General features: G+C 59.8%; 14 protein-coding genes. 3 read left to right on the top strand and 11 right to left on the bottom strand.

Going from position 1 to position 18,374, the window contains the following annotated elements; genetic code table 11:
• Positions 1-42 precede the first annotated feature (42 nt).
• Complete coding sequence (locus A6U87_RS25635) at positions 43-1,275, top strand: L,D-transpeptidase family protein (RefSeq protein WP_065694145.1); 1,233 nt, start codon at positions 43-45, stop codon at positions 1,273-1,275.
• 4 nt (positions 1,276-1,279) lie between these two features.
• On the opposite strand, the gene dnaE is transcribed toward A6U87_RS25635, so the two are convergent.
• Complete coding sequence (gene dnaE / locus A6U87_RS25630; RefSeq protein ID WP_065694144.1) at positions 1,280-4,777, bottom strand: DNA polymerase III subunit alpha; 3,498 nt, start codon at positions 4,775-4,777, stop codon at positions 1,280-1,282.
• A gap of 304 nt (positions 4,778-5,081) precedes the next feature.
• On the opposite strand from dnaE, the gene A6U87_RS25625 reads away from it, so the two are divergent.
• Both A6U87_RS25625 and A6U87_RS25620 read left to right on the top strand, forming a co-directional pair.
• Entirely contained in the window at positions 5,082-5,666 is a 585-nt protein-coding gene (locus A6U87_RS25625; protein WP_065694143.1) for a hypothetical protein, read from the top strand.
• A 70-nt stretch (positions 5,667-5,736) separates the two neighbouring features.
• The gene (locus A6U87_RS25620) at positions 5,737-6,201 is read left to right on the top strand and encodes a DUF5680 domain-containing protein (RefSeq protein WP_065694142.1); all 465 of its coding nucleotides are present in this window, start codon (positions 5,737-5,739) and stop codon (positions 6,199-6,201) included.
• Here the strand turns inward: A6U87_RS25620 and A6U87_RS25615 are convergent, their stop codons facing one another.
• The 10 genes from A6U87_RS25615 to nuoL form a co-directional block, all read right to left on the bottom strand.
• On the bottom strand, positions 6,202-6,885 hold the full coding sequence (locus tag A6U87_RS25615) for an ABC transporter ATP-binding protein (protein WP_065694141.1): 684 nt from the start codon (positions 6,883-6,885) through the stop codon (positions 6,202-6,204).
• A 14-nt stretch (positions 6,886-6,899) separates the two neighbouring features.
• Positions 6,900-8,207, bottom strand: coding sequence for a lipoprotein-releasing ABC transporter permease subunit (locus A6U87_RS25610; protein WP_065694140.1), 1,308 nt, complete (start codon positions 8,205-8,207; stop codon positions 6,900-6,902).
• 19 nt (positions 8,208-8,226) lie between these two features.
• A complete protein-coding gene (gene proS, locus A6U87_RS25605) occupies positions 8,227-9,549 on the bottom strand; it encodes a proline--tRNA ligase (RefSeq protein ID WP_065694139.1) in 1,323 nt (440 codons plus the stop codon).
• Positions 9,550-10,123: 574 nt separating this feature from the next.
• Entirely contained in the window at positions 10,124-10,405 is a 282-nt protein-coding gene (locus A6U87_RS25600) for a DUF1467 family protein (RefSeq protein ID WP_065694138.1), read from the bottom strand.
• Positions 10,406-10,536: 131 nt separating this feature from the next.
• Positions 10,537-10,941 carry a methylmalonyl-CoA epimerase gene (mce, locus tag A6U87_RS25595; RefSeq protein WP_065694137.1) on the bottom strand — a complete coding sequence of 135 codons (405 nt, stop codon included), beginning with the start codon at positions 10,939-10,941 and terminating at the stop codon, positions 10,537-10,539.
• 3 nt (positions 10,942-10,944) lie between these two features.
• On the bottom strand, positions 10,945-12,615 hold the full coding sequence (locus tag A6U87_RS25590) for a ribonuclease J (RefSeq protein ID WP_065694136.1): 1,671 nt from the start codon (positions 12,613-12,615) through the stop codon (positions 10,945-10,947).
• A gap of 17 nt (positions 12,616-12,632) precedes the next feature.
• Positions 12,633-13,397: a biotin--[acetyl-CoA-carboxylase] ligase gene (locus tag A6U87_RS25585; RefSeq protein ID WP_065694135.1), complete on the bottom strand. Its 765-nt coding sequence runs from the start codon at positions 13,395-13,397 to the stop codon at positions 12,633-12,635.
• Positions 13,397-14,842 carry an NADH-quinone oxidoreductase subunit NuoN gene (gene nuoN / locus A6U87_RS25580; RefSeq protein WP_065694134.1) on the bottom strand — a complete coding sequence of 482 codons (1,446 nt, stop codon included), beginning with the start codon at positions 14,840-14,842 and terminating at the stop codon, positions 13,397-13,399. The genes A6U87_RS25585 and nuoN overlap by 1 nt, the downstream gene beginning before the upstream one ends.
• Before the next feature lie 18 nt (positions 14,843-14,860).
• A complete protein-coding gene (locus A6U87_RS25575; protein ID WP_065694133.1) occupies positions 14,861-16,372 on the bottom strand; it encodes an NADH-quinone oxidoreductase subunit M in 1,512 nt (503 codons plus the stop codon).
• Positions 16,372-18,372, bottom strand: a complete 2,001-nt coding sequence (gene nuoL / locus A6U87_RS25570) for an NADH-quinone oxidoreductase subunit L (RefSeq protein ID WP_065694132.1) — start codon at positions 18,370-18,372, stop codon at positions 16,372-16,374. Before nuoL ends, A6U87_RS25575 begins: the two co-directional genes overlap by 1 nt.
• Positions 18,373-18,374 lie beyond the last annotated feature (2 nt).

Here is an 18,374-nt window from a genome sequence, read left to right as displayed (position 1 = left end):
AGGACTAGGCTACCTTCACTGTATTGCGTTCTGGTTGGTTCAATGTTCTCGCGTCTCGTTTTCGGCCTCGGCTTGCTGTCGGCAACCGCGCTCGTGCACCCGGCTTTCGCCGGAGATGCGCGCACGTTGCAAATCTTCGTTTCGAAGAGCAATCAGACGCTTGCCGTCTATGACGGTGCGGAGGTTATTGCGACGTCGAAAGTTTCGACGGGCAAGCCGGGTCATACGACGCCCAGCGGCATCTTCTCCGTCATCGAGAAGAAGAAGTACCACGAATCCAATCTCTATTCGGCAGCCCCGATGCCTTTCATGCAAAGGCTGACATGGTCCGGCATAGCGCTGCACGAGTCGAATTCCGTGCCGCGCTATCCCGCCTCACACGGCTGCGTGCGTTTGCCGAGCGCATTCGCAAAGGAGCTCTACAAGATGACCGCGATGGGCGTGCCCGTCGTGATCACCGACGGTGAAGTCACGCCGAGGCCGATCGATCACCCGGCGCTCTTCCATCCGCAGGCGCCAGAGCCAGCTCCTCTCCTGTCGGACGTCGAGCTCAGACCTGCGATCGGACAAGTGCCGGTACAGGTCGCCATGAACGAAGCAGCGATGCCACGGCTGCAAATCCAGCCGATCGTCGCACCCGTCAACGACGAACCGATCCGTATCCTCATTACTCGTAGAAGCGAGCGTGAGACGATCATAGAATTGCAAACCCTACTGGCCGATCTTGGATTTGCCGTCGGCAATCCCGATGGGCTTCTGGGGCCGGCAACGGTTCAGGCGATCACCGACTTCAAGTCGCAGCATCCTTTAGCCCCGGGCAACGAAAAGTCACTCATCAGTGACACGTTGATCGACGCCGTCTATGCGGCTGCGGGCAAATCCGGGCCACCAAATGGCGTCCTTCTCGTTCGGCAGGGTTTCCGCCCGGTATTTACGGCTCCGGTGATCATCTCCGATCCTGGGCTCGCGCTCGGAACACACTTCCTGACGGCCAGCGCGGTCGACTTCGAGAACGGCACCGCGAACTGGATGGGCGTAACGCTCGCAAACAATCTCTCGCGCCAAGCGATGAAGCGGCTCGGTATCACCGGCCTCGAAAGCTCGATCATCTCGGGAACGCCGATCACCAACGCATTGAGCCGCGTCGATATTCCCGACGACACGCGGAGGAAGATCGACGCGATGCTGACAGCCGGATCGACCATCACCATATCAGACACCGGCATCGGGACAGAGACCGGCATCGGCACGGACTTCATCACCGTGACCCACTGAAGGGTCAGACGAGTTCCACGTCCACCACACCCGGCGCTGCGCGCAGTGCAGCGGCAATCTCCGGCGTAATCCGATATTTCTGCGAGAGTTCAACCTCTACTTCCCGCCGTCCGTCCTCCTTGATCACGATGAAGGAGACAAGACCATCGCCCCTGGCATTGAGATGAGCGGCAACCGCGCGCAGTGGTCCGGAATCGCGGACATAGACGCGGAGCGCCTTCTGCATCTGCAGTGACTTTTCCTCTAGCGACTGGATCGTCTGGATGCGTAGTCCAATGCCTTCAGGTCTTTCCTCGCCCGTCGCCGTGATGACGAAGGACTTTCCTGACTCGAGCATGTCGCGGTACTGGTTCAGCATTTCCGAGAAGAGGACGGCTTCAAACTGACCAGAGGAATCAGAGAAGACGACGATCCCCATCTTGTTGCCGGTGCGGGTCTTTCGCTCCTGCTTCGAAATCACCGTTCCGGCCAGTCGGGCATTGGTTGCGCCCTGCTTCACCGCGGCAGAGAAATCCGCAAAGGTCTGCACGCGCATCTTCTGTAGAACGCTGTTGTAGCTGTCGAGCGGGTGAGCCGTCAGGTAGAAGCCGAGGACCTGGAACTCCTTGAGAAGCCGTTCGGAGGCGAGCCAGGGCGAAAATGGCGGCAACGCGATTTTCTCCGGCCCCGCGCCTGATGACGCACCGAAAAAGCCCATCTGACCACTGGCTTTCTCTTGCTGGGCATTTTGGGCATAGCCGAGAATGCGGTCGAGGCCGGCCGACAGCTGGGCGCGATCGAGATTGAAGCAATCGAAGGCGCCGGCGAAGATCAGGCTTTCCAGCACGCGGCGGTTTACCTGCTTCGGATCGATGCGCAGGCAGAAATCCTCGAGGCTGGCGAAGGATGTGTCACCACGGACCTCGACGATGTGATCGACGGCCGATTCGCCAACGCCCTTGAGCGCGGCCAATGCGTAATAGATGCGGCTCTCGCCCGTCTGGAAATGACGGAACGAGGTCTGCACCGACGGCGCGATCACCTCGATCCCGAGGCGCTTTGCATCCTGGCGGAAGTCGTTGACCTTTTCGGTGTTCGACATGTCGAGCGTCATCGACGCTGCGAGAAACTCGACCGGATAATGCGCCTTCATATAGGCCGTCTGGTAGGAGACGATCGCGTAAGCCGCGGCGTGCGACTTGTTGAAGCCGTAGTTCGCGAACTTTGCCAGCAGCTCGAAGATGTTGTCGGCCTGCGGCTTCGACACGCCGTTCTTGACGGCACCGTCAACGAAGCGCTCGCGCTGCTGGTCCATTTCCGCCTTGATCTTCTTACCCATGGCGCGGCGCAGAAGATCGGCTTCGCCGAGCGAGTAGCCGGACAGGACCTGGGCGATCTGCATGACCTGCTCCTGGTAGACGATAACGCCCTGGGTTTCCTTCAGCAGGTAGTCGATCGTCGGATGGATCGACTCGATCTCTTCCTCGCCATGCTTGCGAGCATTGTAGGTCGGAATGTTTTCCATCGGACCTGGGCGGTAGAGCGCCACAAGCGCGATGATGTCCTCGATGCAGTCGGGCCGCATCCCGATCAGCGCCTTGCGCATGCCGGCACTTTCCACCTGGAACACGCCGACGGTTTCACCGCGTGAGAGCATCTCGTAGGTCAGCTTGTCGTCGAGCGGGATGGAGGCAAGATCGACCTCGATGCCGCGCTTCTTGCAGAAATCGACGGCAACCTTCAGCGTCGTCAGCGTCTTCAGGCCGAGGAAGTCGAACTTCACGAGACCGGCCTGCTCGACCCACTTCATGTTGAACTGGGTAACCGGCATGTCGGAGCGCGGATCGCGGTACATCGGCACCAGCTTCGACAGCGGGCGGTCGCCGATGACGATACCGGCGGCGTGGGTCGAAGCGTGGCGGTAAAGCCCCTCGATCTTCTGCGCGATATCGAGCAAGCGAGCAACGACCGGCTCCTTGTCGGCCTCCTCCTGAAGCTTCGGTTCCTCCTCGATCGCCTTTGAGAGTGGCGTCGGATTGGCGGGATTGTTCGGCACCAGCTTGCAGATCTTGTCGACCTGACCGTAGGACATTTCCAGCACGCGACCCACGTCGCGCAAGGCGGCGCGCGCCTGCAGCGAACCGAAGGTGATGATCTGGGCTACCTGCTCACGCCCGTATTTCTTCTGCACGTAGCGGATCACCTCTTCGCGGCGATCCTGGCAGAAGTCGATATCGAAGTCGGGCATCGATACGCGTTCCGGGTTTAGGAAGCGTTCGAAGAGCAGCGAAAAGCGCAGCGGATCCACGTCGGTGATGGTCAGCGCATAAGCGACCAGCGAGCCCGCACCGGAACCGCGGCCAGGGCCGACCGGAATATCGTGCTGTTTTGCCCATTTGATGAAGTCGGCAACGATCAGGAAATAGCCCGGGAACTTCATGCGTTCGATAACGCTCAGTTCGAACTCCAGCCGCTCGCGATAGTCCTTCTCTTCATAGCCTGGCGACATACCAAGCGACGCAAGACGATCGTTGAGACCCTCGACGGCCTGGCGGCGCAATTCCAGCGCCTCTTCGCGCTCGGCCACCTCGGGATCGTCGGTCGCACCGGTAAACCGCGGCAGTATCGGCTTGCGGGTCTTCAGGACGAAAGAACAACGGCGGGCGATCTCCACCGTGTTTTCCAGCGCCTCCGGCAGATCGGCAAAGAGCTTCTGCATTTCCGCGCGGCTCTTGAGATAATGGTCGGGCGTCAACCTGAAACGGCTGTCGTCGGAGACAATGGCGTTGTGGGCCACGGCCATCAGCGCATCGTGCGCGTCATAGTCGTCACGCGCCGGAAAGAATGCTTCGTTGGTGGCCACCAGCGGCAAATCGTGCTCGTAAGCCAGCTCGATCATCTTGCGCTCATGGCGCTTGTCATAGGTCCCGTGCCGCTGCAATTCGACGTAGAGGCGATCGCCGAACAGCCGCTTCAGGGACAGCAATCTGGCCTCGGCCCGTCCTGCATGGCCATCCTTAAGCGCCGTGTCGATGGGGCCGGTCGATGCCCCGGTCAGGGCAATCAGCCCGTCCGTGCCGCTCTCATCGAGCCACGACGAGCGAATGTGCACGGCCTGGCCGTCCTCACCGCCGAGATAGGCGCGGCTGACGAGATCGACCAGGCGTTCATAGCCGCCGTCGGTTGCGGCAAGAAGCACCACGGACGGCAGCTTGACCAACGCCTGCTGGCCACCACGCCGCTCCGTTTCCAAGCCGTCTTCCATGTCGATCGACAGCTGGCAGCCGATGATCGGCTGAAGTCCCTCGTCCATCGCCTTCTGCGAAAACTCGAGGGCGACGAACAGGTTGTTGGTGTCGGTAATGGCGATTGCAGGCTGGCTGTCGCCCGACGCCTTGTAGAGGATCTTCTTCAGCGGAAGAGCGCCCTCGAGAAGCGAATAGGCCGAATGAACACGCAGGTGAACGAACCCCGGCGTACCGCCGATAAATCCGTCCGAGCCGTCCTTTTCCGTACCCGCCATGACATGCCTTTCCGCGCATCCAAATGAATCGGGCGCATTGTCGGCATTGGGAGTGGCGATGTCCAGTTAAGTCCTGCGTATCGACCGCATGGCAGCCATGCGGTCCCCTGAATTCTACATTGCCATGCAGATCAGCGAGAAGCTGGCAACGAACATTGCGATGGAGGTGAATGCTGCGATATCGCGGATCATATCAGTCATTTGGCTCTCCTGTGCTCTTATGTTTTTATTTTGTTTTCTGTTTGTTCTATTGTCAACAGGAATCTTTTCCGCTTTTCTGGCTACGTGGCCACGGGAGAAAAGCATGTTTAAGATTGTACTAATCGCAGGATTGACCCTGTCGGCGGCGTTAACCGCGCAAGCCGAGCAGATTGATCCGGCACGCATCGTCGATGCAGCCAGCGGTGATTGGGATGCCGACGGGAAAAACGATCTTGCGCTGTTGGTTGCTCCAGCGGACAGCGCCAGCGATGACCAGATCGGCATCTACATCTATCTTCGTGACAGCGAGCATGAGCTCCTCAGACTTTCGCTGAGCGCGCCAAACAAGATCTGGGGCAGCACCAATGCGGACGGGATCTTCGGCCAGGAACCGTCGCTAAAGGCCGTCGGCAAATCCTCGATCGCGATACATTCACAAAACAGCGCCGTTGGGCGGGATCGCTGGGATCAGACGCTGACGGTCGCCTACCGCAACGAGCAGTTCGTCGTTGCCGGCTATACCTACAATCACTACGACACGCTCGATCCCGACGCCGCCGGCAGCTGTGACTACAATGCCTTGACCGGCAAGCTGCAGAAGGACGGCAAGGATGCCAGAGCCGAACCGCGTGTCATCCCACTCGCGGAATGGACCGACGAAACGGGGCAAAAGATCTGCGGACAATAGAGACTGTTCTCTTTTTGTTCTTTACAATTCCTTGCGTTCCTGAGAGGTTGCGCGGCGGAGGGAACGGCGCATGGATATTGCCGCATTGAATGATTTCATCGTCGAGGCGAAGGCCAACACCTATGTCGGTGGCGGTGGGCCAGTGCCGGCCTGTCGACCGGGATCGCATGACATCGGTTGTCAGCGCGGCCCGTGGCGTTATCTCGACAGCTATTTCGGCGGAGCCGATTTTGCCGGGCAGGAAGTGGTCTGGCTGGACAGCAAGCCGGTCTGGGCGATGAACTACTTCGGCCGCATCGTCGAGCATTCGCTGATCGACGGCGAGCGCGCGGGCGTCGTGATCAAGGCCGCGCTGTCCAAGATGTACGCCGAGTATCGGCGCTTTCTAGGCGGCATGGAATTCGAGCATGCCTTCGGTCTGTATGCCGACGAGAGCGTCGGCGATTGCAGTCATTTCAGCGGGCGCGAAGTGATCGTGGTGAACGAGCGCCGGGCCTACGAACTGGACTACCGCGGCGGTCTCATCCACCCCTGATCAGAAATCCACCACCTTGCCATCGGCAATCGTCACGCGACGATCCATCCGGCCCGCGAGTTCGTGATTGTGGGTCGCGATCAGCGCCGCTAGGCCGGACTGACGGACGAGTGCTTCCAGTGCATCGAAGACATAGCTCGCCGTCTCCGGGTCGAGATTGCCGGTCGGCTCGTCGGCGAGAAGCAGGCTCGGCGCATTGGCGACGGCGCGCGCAATGGCTACGCGCTGCTGCTCGCCTCCGGACAGCTCGCCTGGGCGATGTGCGCCGCGATGGCCGATCCGCATGTAATCAAGCAGCTGCGCGGCACGTTGCTTTGCTTCGACGCGGGGAAGACCCGCGATCATCTGCGGCATCATGATGTTTTCGATTGCGGAAAATTCCGGCAGCAGGTGGTGGAACTGGTAGACGAAACCGATCTCGCTGCGACGGATTGCCGTGCGCTTGTCGTCCGACAGCCCATTGCAGGGATGACCGTTGATGCTGACTTCGCCGCTATCGGGATGTTCGAGCAGGCCAGCGACGTGCAGCAGCGTCGATTTACCCGTGCCCGAGGGAGCGACGAGTGCGACGATCTCACCGCTGTTCAGGGTGAAATCCGCGCCTTTGAGGATCGAGAGCAGCGTCTCACCCTGGCCGTAGTGACGCTCGACGCCGGAAAGCTTGAGAACGGTATTCCGCTTCATGAAATGAGCATTCCTTATTCGTAGCGCAGGGCCTGCACGGGATCGAGCCTCGAGGCCCGCCACGCAGGGAAGATCGTTGCGATGAAGGAGAGGGTCAGCGCCATCACGACCACCGAGATCGTTTCACCGAGGTTCATCTCGGCGGGCAGCTGGCTGAGGAAGTAGAGCTGCGGATCGAAGAGCACGGTGCCGGAGACCCAGGAGAAGAACTCGCGGATCTTTTCGATGTTGACGCAGACGAGGACCCCGAGCCCGACGCCAGCGACCGTCCCGACGATCCCGATCGCCGCACCCGTCATGAAGAAGATCCGCATGATGGCACCCGAGGTCGCCCCCATGGTCCGCAGGATGGCGATGTCGCTACCCTTGTCCTTCACCAGCATGATGAGGCCGGAAATGATGTTCAGAGCGGCGACCAGGACGATCAGCGTCAGGATCATGAACATGACGTTGCGTTCGACCTGGAGTGCCGAGAAGAATGTCTGGTTGCGTTGGCGCCAATCGGTGATGGCGATCTGGCGGCCGGCCGCGGCCTCGACCTTCGGCCGCAGGTTGTCGATGTCGTCCGGGTTGTCGGCGAAGAGTTCGATCGACTGCACCAACCCGTCGGCATTGAAATAAAGCTGCGATTCCTCGAGCGGCATGTAGATGATTGACGCATCGTATTCCGACATGCCGATCTCGAAGATACCCGAGACTTTGTAGGATTTGACGCGCGGGTTGACACCCATCGGCGTAATGTCACCTTCCGGTGATATCAGGGTGATGTTGTCGCCCGCCTGGAGGCCAAGCTGGTCGGCCATGCGCGAACCGATGAGAACGCCCTGCCCGGCCGCGAAGCCGACAAGGTCGCCGGACTTGATATTTTCGGAAACGGTTTTGACCTTGGTCAGGTCTTCGGGACGAATACCGCGCACCAGCGCTCCCGTTCCTGCCCCGCCGGCGCCCGATGCGAGCGTCTGGCCCTCCACAAGCGGCAGCGCCAGCTTGATTCCAGGGACCGCAGCAAACTTGTCGGTCAGCGCCGCATAGTCGGTGAATGGTCCATCCACCGGCTGCACGATCATATGGCCGTTGATGCCCAGGATACGGGAAATCAGCTCCGTCCGGAAGCCGTTCATGACAGCCATGACGATGATGAGCGTCGCCACGCCGAGCATGATGCCGATGAAGGAGAAGCCGGCGATCACCGAAATGAACGCCTCCTTGCGGCGCGCGCGCAAATAGCGCCACGCCACAAGGCGCTCGAAGGTGGAAAATGGCCGGCCGGCCGGAGCCAAGCCGGATTTGGAACCCCGCTGGCCCACCGCTGCGTCTGCCATTTTGCCTCCCGCCTTCTCGTTAGCCCAAGAGCTTGTTGATTGCCGCTTCGATGGTCATCGTTTCGCGGGCACCCGTCTTGCGGTCCTTGACTTCCACTTCGCCGTTCGCGACCGCACGCGGACCGGCAATGATCTGCAACGGAATACCGATCAGATCGGCGGTCGCAAACTTCGTGCCGGCGCGGTCGTCGGTGTCGTCATAGAGCACGTCCTTGCCGGCGTTCGAAAGCGCGGCATAGATGGTCTCGCAGGCGGCATCGCAGGCAGCGTCGCCTGCCTTCATGTTGATCACGATCGCATCGAACGGCGCGACTGAGTCTGGCCAGATGATTCCGTTCTCATCATGCGATGCTTCGATGATGGCGGGAACAAGGCGCGTCGGGCCAATTCCGTAGGATCCCATGTGAACGGGGTGTTCCTTGCCGTCAGGACCCTGCACCTTGGCGCCCATCGGCTCGGAATATTTCGTGCCGAAGTAGAAGATATGGCCAACTTCGATGCCGCGCGCGGACAGGCGGTCGCTTTCCGGGATCGCATTGAAAGCCGCCTCGTCGTGCATTTCCGATGTGGCCGCGTAGACCGACGTCCACTTCTTGAAGATCGCGTCCAGATCGGCGACGTCGTCGAAATCCGTATCAACAGCCGGAATGTCGAAATCGACGAAATCCTTGTGGCTGTAGACTTCAGACTCGCCGGTGTCGGCCAGAATGATGAACTCGTGGCTGAGATCGCCGCCGATCGGGCCCGTATCGGCACGCATCGGAATGGCACGCAGCCCCAGGCGATCGAAGGTGCGCAGGTAGGCTGTGAACATCTTCTTGTAGGAATGCTCGGCGCCTTCACGCGTCAGATCGAAGGAATAGGCATCCTTCATCATGAATTCGCGCGAACGCATCGTGCCGAAGCGCGGACGGATCTCGTCACGGAACTTCAGCTGGATATGGTAGAGGTTGAGCGGCAGGCTCTTGTACGACTTCACGTAGGAGCGGAAGATATCCGTCACCATCTCCTCGTTGGTCGGGCCATACAGCATCGGGCGATCCTGGCGGTCCTTGATCCGCAGCATTTCCTTGCCATAGGCATCATAACGACCGCTTTCCTGCCACAGCTCGGCAGACTGCAGAGTCGGCATCGAGAGCTCGATCGCGCCCGCGCGGTTCTGCTCTTCGCGAATGATGTTGTTGACCTTGTCCAGTACACGCTTGCCCAACGGCAGCCAGGAATAGATGCCCTGCGACTGCTGCCGGATCATGCCGGCGCGCAGCATGAGCCGGTGGGAGACGATTTCCGCCTCCTTGGGATTTTCCTTGAGGATGGGCATGAAATAGCGAGACAGACGCATGGCGAATTCCAAAGCTGTTGGGACACCGCGGATCGCGGAATCGAAGGCGATGATAGATATTGTGAGCGTTCATAACCGCTTCGCGGCCGGAAAGAAACCCGGCAAAGGTCCGCGCAGACTTCCGTAAATGCAAGTTCGCGCCTGCAAAATATAAACGCGAAGAAAAACATGAGATTATAATGGTTTGAACGAAATCCTTATCAACAGAAAAAAAATGCTAGAGTGTAGCAAAAATGCAAAAAAACCTAATGACAAAGCCCATTCTTTGAGCTAGCTTTAGCCCACAAAACAGGCAGGAAGCTAAATTCTTGTCGATTTCGCGGTCAAGTCTTGGGAGGATCAGATCTTAGGCGCGCTCGTCGCAGCCCCGGCAACGGTTAAGGATCACGCGATACTTAAAACAAGGCTTTTAGCCTTGTTTTTTTTTGCCTTTTAGCTTCGGCATTCGTTCCCCAGGCACGATGAGACTGCCGCAACGTAAGCCATGCATTCCGTTAGGGAAGCTCATGGCGCAATTTGATGACATCTGTATGACGGCAGAAACCGCAGCTGCTCAAATGCTGAGCAAACGCCCTTAAACGTTCGAGAACGAAGGCCCGATCTGCGGCAGGGCATCGAAGCCCCATCCAAAGTAATTCGAAGAAATATACCAGGCGGCGTAGATCACGGCCGAAACGATAGTCGTCATCGAGAAGACGAACAGCGGCCGGAAACGGGTCGGTGCACTGTGGACCGTACCCAAGACGATGTCGTTGTCTTCAGCCTGGGTGCGAAGGCCGATCGGCAGGACGGCAAAAAGCGTCAACCACCAGACGATGAAATAGACGGCAAAGCCCTGAAGAAATGTCTGCAGCATAAAGTGTCCCGCCGAGCGCGCTGTGACTATCGCGATTTGGCTGCTTATAGGCCGGATCTAGTGTCAACACAAAGGCCGGTGTTGATCCTTGCTGAGATTTGCCGGCTTTGTGTCACTCTGCCGCAGCCGGCTCAGACTTGCTCGAGTTCGACCAAGGCACCGAAGAAATCCTTCGGATGAAGGAAGAGCACCGGCTTTCCATGCGCGCCGATCTTCGGCTCACCGTTCCCGAGCACCCTCGCCCCGGCGCGGACCAGATGGTCGCGGGCGGCGGCAATATCGTCGACCTCGTAGCAGATGTGGTGCATTCCGCCCGATGGGTTCTTTTCAAGGAAGGCCGCGATCGGCGATTCCGCCCCAAGCGGCTCGAGCAGTTCGACCTTCGTGTTCGGCAACTCCACGAAGACAACGGTCACGCCATGCTCCGGCAAGGCCTGCGGGATGGATACCGTCGCTCCGAGCGTATCGCGATAGACGGCTGTCGCGGCAGCGAGATCCGGAACAGCCATTGCTATGTGATTGACGCGCCCGAGCATTCGTCAGACCTTGTTGATGAAGACCGTGACGACGGGCTTCTTGCCCCAGATCTGGTTCGCAGCAGCGCGGATGGCGCGACGCGCCGACTCCTGCAGCAAATCCAGATCCTTGCGGCGCGCGCGCGGAATGCTCTCGATGGCGCCGACTGCGGCATCATAAAGTGCATCTTCCATCTCGTCGCCTTCGTCATCATAGACCGGCAGTCCGATGGCGACGATATCCGGCTCGCCGACAATATCGTAGCGCGAGTCGATAACGAGACTGAACGCAACGTGTCCGACATAAGAGAGCTTTTTGCGCTCGCCGATGCCCATTTCGTCGAAATCGCCGATCAACGTGCCGTCCTTGTAGATCCGGCCATGGGGCGCCTCGTCGATGACCTCGACCGGGCCTGGAGCAAGCCGCAGCACGTCACCATTGCGCACGCGCGGAACGATGCCGACACCCGACTGCTCCGCCAGCTCCTTGTGGGCGGTCAGATGCGTCGCTTCGCCGTGGACAGGCACAACGATCTTCGGGCGCGTCCACTCATACATCTTCTGCAATTCGTTGCGGCGCGGGTGGCCGGAGACGTGAACAAGAGCCTCGCTGTCGGTGATGCAATGGACACCCTGCTCGACGAGGCCGTTCTTGATGTCCTGGATCGCCTTTTCGTTACCCGGGATGGCGCGAGACGAGAAGACAACGATATCGCCGGCCGCGAGTGCGACATTGCGCATCTCGTCACGGGAAAGCTTGGCAAGAGCAGCCCTCGACTCGCCCTGGCTGCCTGTCAGGATAACGACGACCTTGTCACGCGGGATGTAGCCGTATTCCTCTTCCGAGATGAAGGGCTTCACACCCTCCATGATGCCGATATCGCGCGACACGTCGACAACGCGCTTCAGCGAGCTGCCGAGGAGGAGGACCTCGCGACCGGCTGCTTCCGCAGCCTCGGCAATCGTCCTGATGCGGCCGACGTTCGACGAGAATGTCGTGATCGCAACGCGACCTTCCGCATTCTCGATAATCTTGCGCAGGCTCTCGGAGACATCCTTTTCCGACGGAGAAACGCCATCGCGCAGCGCATTGGTGGAGTCGCACATCAGCGCCAGCACACCTTCGTCGCCCAACTGCCGGAACCGCGCTTCGTCGGTCAGCGGACCGAGCGACGGCTCATGGTCGATCTTCCAGTCACCGGTATGGATGACATTGCCAACGGGCGTGCGGATCATCAGCGACATCGGCTCTGGGATCGAGTGATTGACGCCCACGCCTTCGATGCTGAACGGGCCGACGTTGATCGTGTCGCCAGCGGTAAACGGCGTGATCGGGATCTCGCCGATCGCAGACTTCTCGAAGCTGCGCTTGGCCTCGAGCAGCCCAGCGGTGAACTTCGAGGCATAGACCGGAACGTTGAGGCCAGGCCACAGGTCGGCCAGCGCACCGTAGTGGTCTTCATGCGCGTGGGTGATAATGATCGCCTTCAGGCTCTTGCGCTGCTTGGCGAGGAAGCGGATGTCGGGAAGGACGAGATCGACGCCCGGCAAATCGGGCCCCGGAAAGGTCACACCGCAATCGACCATGATCCATTGGCGATGCTCGGCCGGGCCATAGCCGTAGAGAGCGAGGTTCATACCGATCTCGCCCACGCCGCCCAGAGGCAGAAATACAAGTTCGTCCTGCTTCGCCATAGTCTTCGTTTTTCCAATCATCCAAAGAAGACGTCGCCGGCGGCGATCGTCATCATCCTGCCTGCCCCAGTATCGAGCATCAACAGGCCATTATCATCAATTCCGCTGAAGTGGCCGGAAATCGACCGGTCAGGCAGGTTCACGGTTATCTTTTCACCAATACCGCAGGCGACTTCGCGCCAACGTGCCGTAATCTCGCGAATGCCGCGGCCACGATCCCAGGCTGCAAGCGCCTCTGCCATCGCGGCGAAGAGGTGAGCAAAGAGCTCCTCCGGCGAAGCGGCACTTCCCTGCTCACGCAGGCACGTTACCGGGTAGAGCGGGTTATCCGGCATGACGGAGACATTGATACCGATGCCGATCACCAGGGCGTGGCGGCCGTCCGGAAGGCTTTCGCCTTCGACGAGGATGCCGCAGGTCTTCTTACGCCCAATCAGGATATCGTTCGGCCACTTAACCTCGAGCGGTTCGGCGGAAGCCGGAAGCACCGCGCGCACCGCCTGATGAACAGCCACGGCAATCGCCAGCGGCAAGGAACCCAGGCGCTCCATTGGGGCAGCATCGATCAGGAGAAGGGAGGCATAGAGGTTGCCCCGTTCCGAGACCCAGGGGCGTCCCCGGCGGCCTCGGCCGCCGGTCTGTTTTTCCGCGGTGATCCAAAGGAGACCGCGGTCCCCTGCCCGAGCCCGGGCAAGGCATTCGCTATTGGTGGACGATGTCTCCGACAGAGCCTCGTGCCTGATATCGTCGAGCGACATCCGGCGCCGTGCGTCGAAGCTCATCAGAACAGCGTCGCCGCAGCAAGCTCGGCCGCGCCACCGATCGGACCGCCGATGAGGACATAGGCGAGAACGAACAGGCCGGACACGCCAAAGACCAGGCGCAGCGAACCGGATACGCGGGCAAACTCGCCGGTGGCTTCATCGAACCACATCAGCTTGATGACGCGCAGGTAGTAGTAAGCGCCGACGACCGATGCGAGCACGCCGATGATGGCAAGCGCGTAGAGCTTGGCTTCGATGGCCGCAACGAAGACGAAGTACTTCCCGAAGAAGCCTGCGAGCGGCGGAATGCCAGCCAGCGAGAACATCAGGATCGTCAGTACGGTCGCCATGAACGGGTTCGTGGTCGAAAGGCCGGCCAGATCGGCTACGTTTTCAACGACGGTGCCATCCTTGCGGCGCATCGACATGATGATCGCAAAGCTGCCGAGTGTCATGACCATGTAGATGACCATGTAGAGCATCACGCCCGAAACACCTGTCTGCGAACCGGCGGCGAGGCCGACCAGTGCGTAACCCATGTGACCGATCGAGGAGTAGGCCATCAGTCGCTTGATGTTCTTCTGCCCGATGGCCGCAAAGGAGCCGAGCAGCATCGAAGCAATCGAGATGAACACCACGACCTGCTGCCAATCAGCCATGACGGGCTGGAAGGCCGTGATGACGATACGGGTCATCATGGCCATGGCCGCAATCTTCGGCGCGCTTGCCAGGAAGGCGGTCACCGGCGTCGGTGCACCCTCGTAAACGTCCGGCGTCCACATGTGGAACGGAACGGCCGAGATCTTGAAGGCAATGCCGGCGAGGATGAAGACGAGGCCGAAGATCAGACCGAGCGAACGAGCGCCGTCGATCGTGAGAGCCTGCGCGATTTCGGCAAAGTGCGTGTGGCCGCTGAAGCCATAGACCAGCGACATGCCGTAAAGAAGCATGCCCGAGGACAGGGCGCCGAGTACGAAGTACTTCAGGCCGGCTTCGGTCGACTTGACGCTCTCGCGGTTGATTGCAGCAATGACGTAGATCGCGAGCGACTGCAGCTCGAGGCCGAGATAGAGCGAGATCAGGTCATTGGCCGAGATCATCAGGAGGATACCGAGTGTGCAGAGCACGAGCAGTACCGGGAACTCGAACTTGTCGAGCTGGTTCTCCTTGGCGAGACCGAGCGACATGAACAGCGCCACGATCGAGCCGATGAGCGCCGTGATCTTCATGAAGCGGCCGAAGCCATCCGACACGAAGACGCCGCCATAGGCGAGGCCTTCGCTCGGCACGAAGATGAGCCAGAGTGCAGCCGCCGCCAGCACGATCAGCGCGAGAACACTGACCATGCGGCCGGACCGTTCGCCCGAAAAGACGCCGATCATCAGCAGCACCAGGGCACCGATCGCGAGGATCAGTTCCGGAATGGAAAGATGCAGGCTTGCGAGAATTGTTTCAGAGGTCATGTCCCAAAAGTCCCGTCATCATTTCATGGACAGCGCAACATCCTGCGCTGCCTGGACTGCGGCCGAATAGCTATGCACCAGTTGATCAACAGACGCAGCCGTCACGTCGAAAACAGGAGCCGGATAGACGCCGAAGAAGATTGTAAGTGCGATCATCGGATAGAGGATCAGCTGTTCGCGCGGCGAAAGGTCGAGGAGAGCCTTGAGCTTCTCCTTCTCCAGTGCGCCGAAAATCACGCGACGATAGAGCCAGAGCGCGTAGGCAGCCGACAGGATGACACCCGTCGCGGCAAACAGCGCAACCCAGCTGTTGACGCGGAAGACACCGATCAGCGTCAGGAATTCGCCGATGAAGCCCGACGTGCCGGGAAGGCCGACGTTCGCCATGGTGAAGACCATCATCGCAACAGCATACTTCGGCATGTTGTTGACCAGACCACCATAGGCCGCGATCTCGCGGGTATGGGTGCGGTCGTAGACAACGCCGACGCAGAGGAAGAGCGCGCCGGAGACGATACCGTGCGACAGCATCTGGAAGATCGAGCCCTGCAGACCCTGCGCGTTGGCCGCGAATATACCCATCGTCACGTAGCCCATGTGGGCCACGGAGGAATAGGCGATCAGCTTCTTGATATCGTCCTGCATCAGCGCCACCAGCGAGGTGTAGATGATGGCGATGACCGACATTGCGAAGACGAGCGGCGCAAAGAAATCGGACGCAACCGGGAACATGCCGATCGAGAAGCGGATCAAGCCGTAGCCGCCGAGCTTCAGGAGCACGCCTGCCAGGATAACCGAGCCTGCCGTCGGCGCCTGAACGTGCGCGTCGGGAAGCCAGGTGTGAACCGGCCACATCGGCATCTTCACTGCAAACGAGGCGAAGAAGGCAAGCCATAGCCAGGTCTGCATCTGTGGCGGGAACTTGTAGGCGAGCAGCGCCTGAATATCCGTCGTGCCGGCCTGCCAGTACATAGCCATGATGGCGAGCAGCATCAGCACCGAGCCGAGCAGCGTGTAGAGGAAGAACTTGTAGCTGGCGTAAACGCGATCCTTGCCACCCCAGACGCCGATGATCAGGAACATCGGGATAAGGCCGGCTTCGAAGAACACGTAGAAGAGAACGATATCGAGCGACACGAAGACGCCGACCATCATGATCTCAAGCATCAGGAAGGCGATCATGTATTCCTTCAGGCGCTTCTCCACCGAAAACCAGCTGGCGAGCACGCAGAAGGGCATGAGGAAGGTCGACAGGATGACGAAGAGCATGGAAATGCCATCGACGCCCATGTGGTAGCTGATACCGGTGCCGAGCCAGCCGTGCTTCTCGATCATCTGGAAGCCCGGGTTCGCATTGTCGAAACCGATCCAGATGAACAGCGACACGATGAAGGTCACCACGGTCGTGAGCAACGAGATGTTGAGCACGTTGCGGCGGCCGTTCGGGCCGTTCTCATTCATAAGCAGCAGGAGCACCACGCCGACGAGCGGCAGAAAGGTGACCGTGGAAAGAATAGGCCAATCGGTCATCAGAGGGCACTCCCGAGCATCATCCAGGTAACGAGCGCTGCAACGCCGATCAGCATGGCGAACGCGTAGTGATAGAGGTAACCGCTCTGCAGGCGCACGACGCGGTTGGTGACATCGACGACGCGGGCAGCGATGCCGTTCGGGCCGTAGGTGTCGATGACACCGACGTCACCCTTCTTCCAGAGGAAGCGGCCAAGCGCCTTTGCCGAGCGAACGAAGAGGAAGTCATACAGCTCGTCGAAGTACCACTTGTTCAGAAGGAAGTTGTACAGGACGCGATGCTGCTGCGCGAGGACACGCGGCGTCGACGGCGACTTGATGTACATGTACCAGGCGGTGACGAAGCCGACGATCATCGCAATGAAGGGGCTGAGACCAACCAGGGCCGGAACGTGATGGAAGTGTTCCAGCAGTTCGTTTTCCTTCGAGGTGAAGAGAGCGCCCTTCCAGAACTCGGCGTACTCTTCGCCGTAGAAGTGGCCTTCGAAGAACCAGCCTGCGAAGACTGCGCCGATCGCCAGGAGGTAGAGCGGCACAAGCATGACCTGCGGCGACTCGTGAACGTGGTGCATGACCTCGTGCGAAGCGCGCGGCTTGTTGAAGAAGGTCATGAACATCAGGCGCCAGGAATAGAAGCTCGTGAACAGAGCAGCGATCACCAGCATCGCGAAGGCAAAGCCGGCAACCGGCGAATGCGATGCATAGGCAGCCTCGATGATGACGTCCTTCGAGAAGAAGCCGGCAAAGCCGAACGGCGTGAACGGAATGCCGACGCCGGTGATGGCGAGGGTACCGATCAGCATCATGTAGAAGGTGACCTTGATGTGCGGACGCAGACCACCCATGTGACGCATGTCCTGCTCGCCATCGACGGCGTGGATGACCGAGCCGGCGCAAAGGAACAGCAGTGCCTTGAAGAAGGCGTGCGTGAAGAGGTGGAAAATGGCCGCGCCATAGGCGCCGACGCCGAGTGCGACGAACATGTAGCCGAGCTGCGAACAGGTCGAATAAGCGATGACGCGCTTGATGTCGTTCTGCACGAGGCCGACGGTTGCCGCGAAGAAGGCGGTGATGGCGCCGATGATGGTGACGACAGTCAGCGCATCGGGCGACAGTTCAAACAGCGGCGACATGCGGGCGACGAGGAAGACGCCGGCGGTGACCATGGTAGCGGCATGGATGAGCGCCGAAACAGGCGTCGGGCCTTCCATGGCGTCCGGCAGCCAGGTGTGCAGCAGGAACTGTGCCGACTTACCCATCGCGCCCATGAAAAGCAGCAGGCAGGCGCCGGTCAGTGCGTGCGCCTTGTCGAGGTGCATGCCGAAGAGGTTGAGAACGATCTCGCCACCCTGGCCTCCAGCCTCAGTCGCAGCGAAGCTCGGAGCGTTGGCGAAGATGGTGTCGAAGTTGATCGCGCCGAAGAGAACGAAGACGCTCGCGATGCCGAGGATGAAGCCGAAGTCGCCAACGCGGTTGACGATGAAGGCCTTCATGGCAGCAGCATTGGCCGACGGCTTCTTGAACCAGAAACCGATGAGCAGATACGAAGCCAGACCGACGCCTTCCCAGCCGAAGAACATCTGGGCAAGGTTATCGGACGTGATGAGCATCAACATCGCGAAGGTGAAGAGCGACAGATAGGCGAAAAAGCGCGGACGATGCGGGTCATGATGCATGTACCCGATCGAGTAGACGTGAACGAGGGTCGAAACCGAGTTGACGACGATCAGCATGACCGAGGTCAGCGTGTCGATACGCAGCGCCCAGGAGACGTCGATACCGCCGGACTGGATCCAGCGCAGAACTTCAACCTTGATCGGACCGCCTTCGTGGTGGCCCATGCCGACGGTGATGAAAACGTACCACGACAGAACTGCCGCGACGATCATCAAACCGGTGGTGACGAATTCCGATGCCTTGGCGCCGATCGCGCGGCCGAAAAGGCCGGCGATGATCGCGCCAATCAGGGGAAGAAAGACGATAGCCTTATATAAAAACATAG

The organism is Rhizobium sp. AC44/96 (genome assembly GCF_001692185.1).
Lineage (GTDB): Bacteria > Pseudomonadota > Alphaproteobacteria > Rhizobiales > Rhizobiaceae > Rhizobium.
This window is presented reverse-complemented; position numbering and strand designations above follow the sequence as displayed.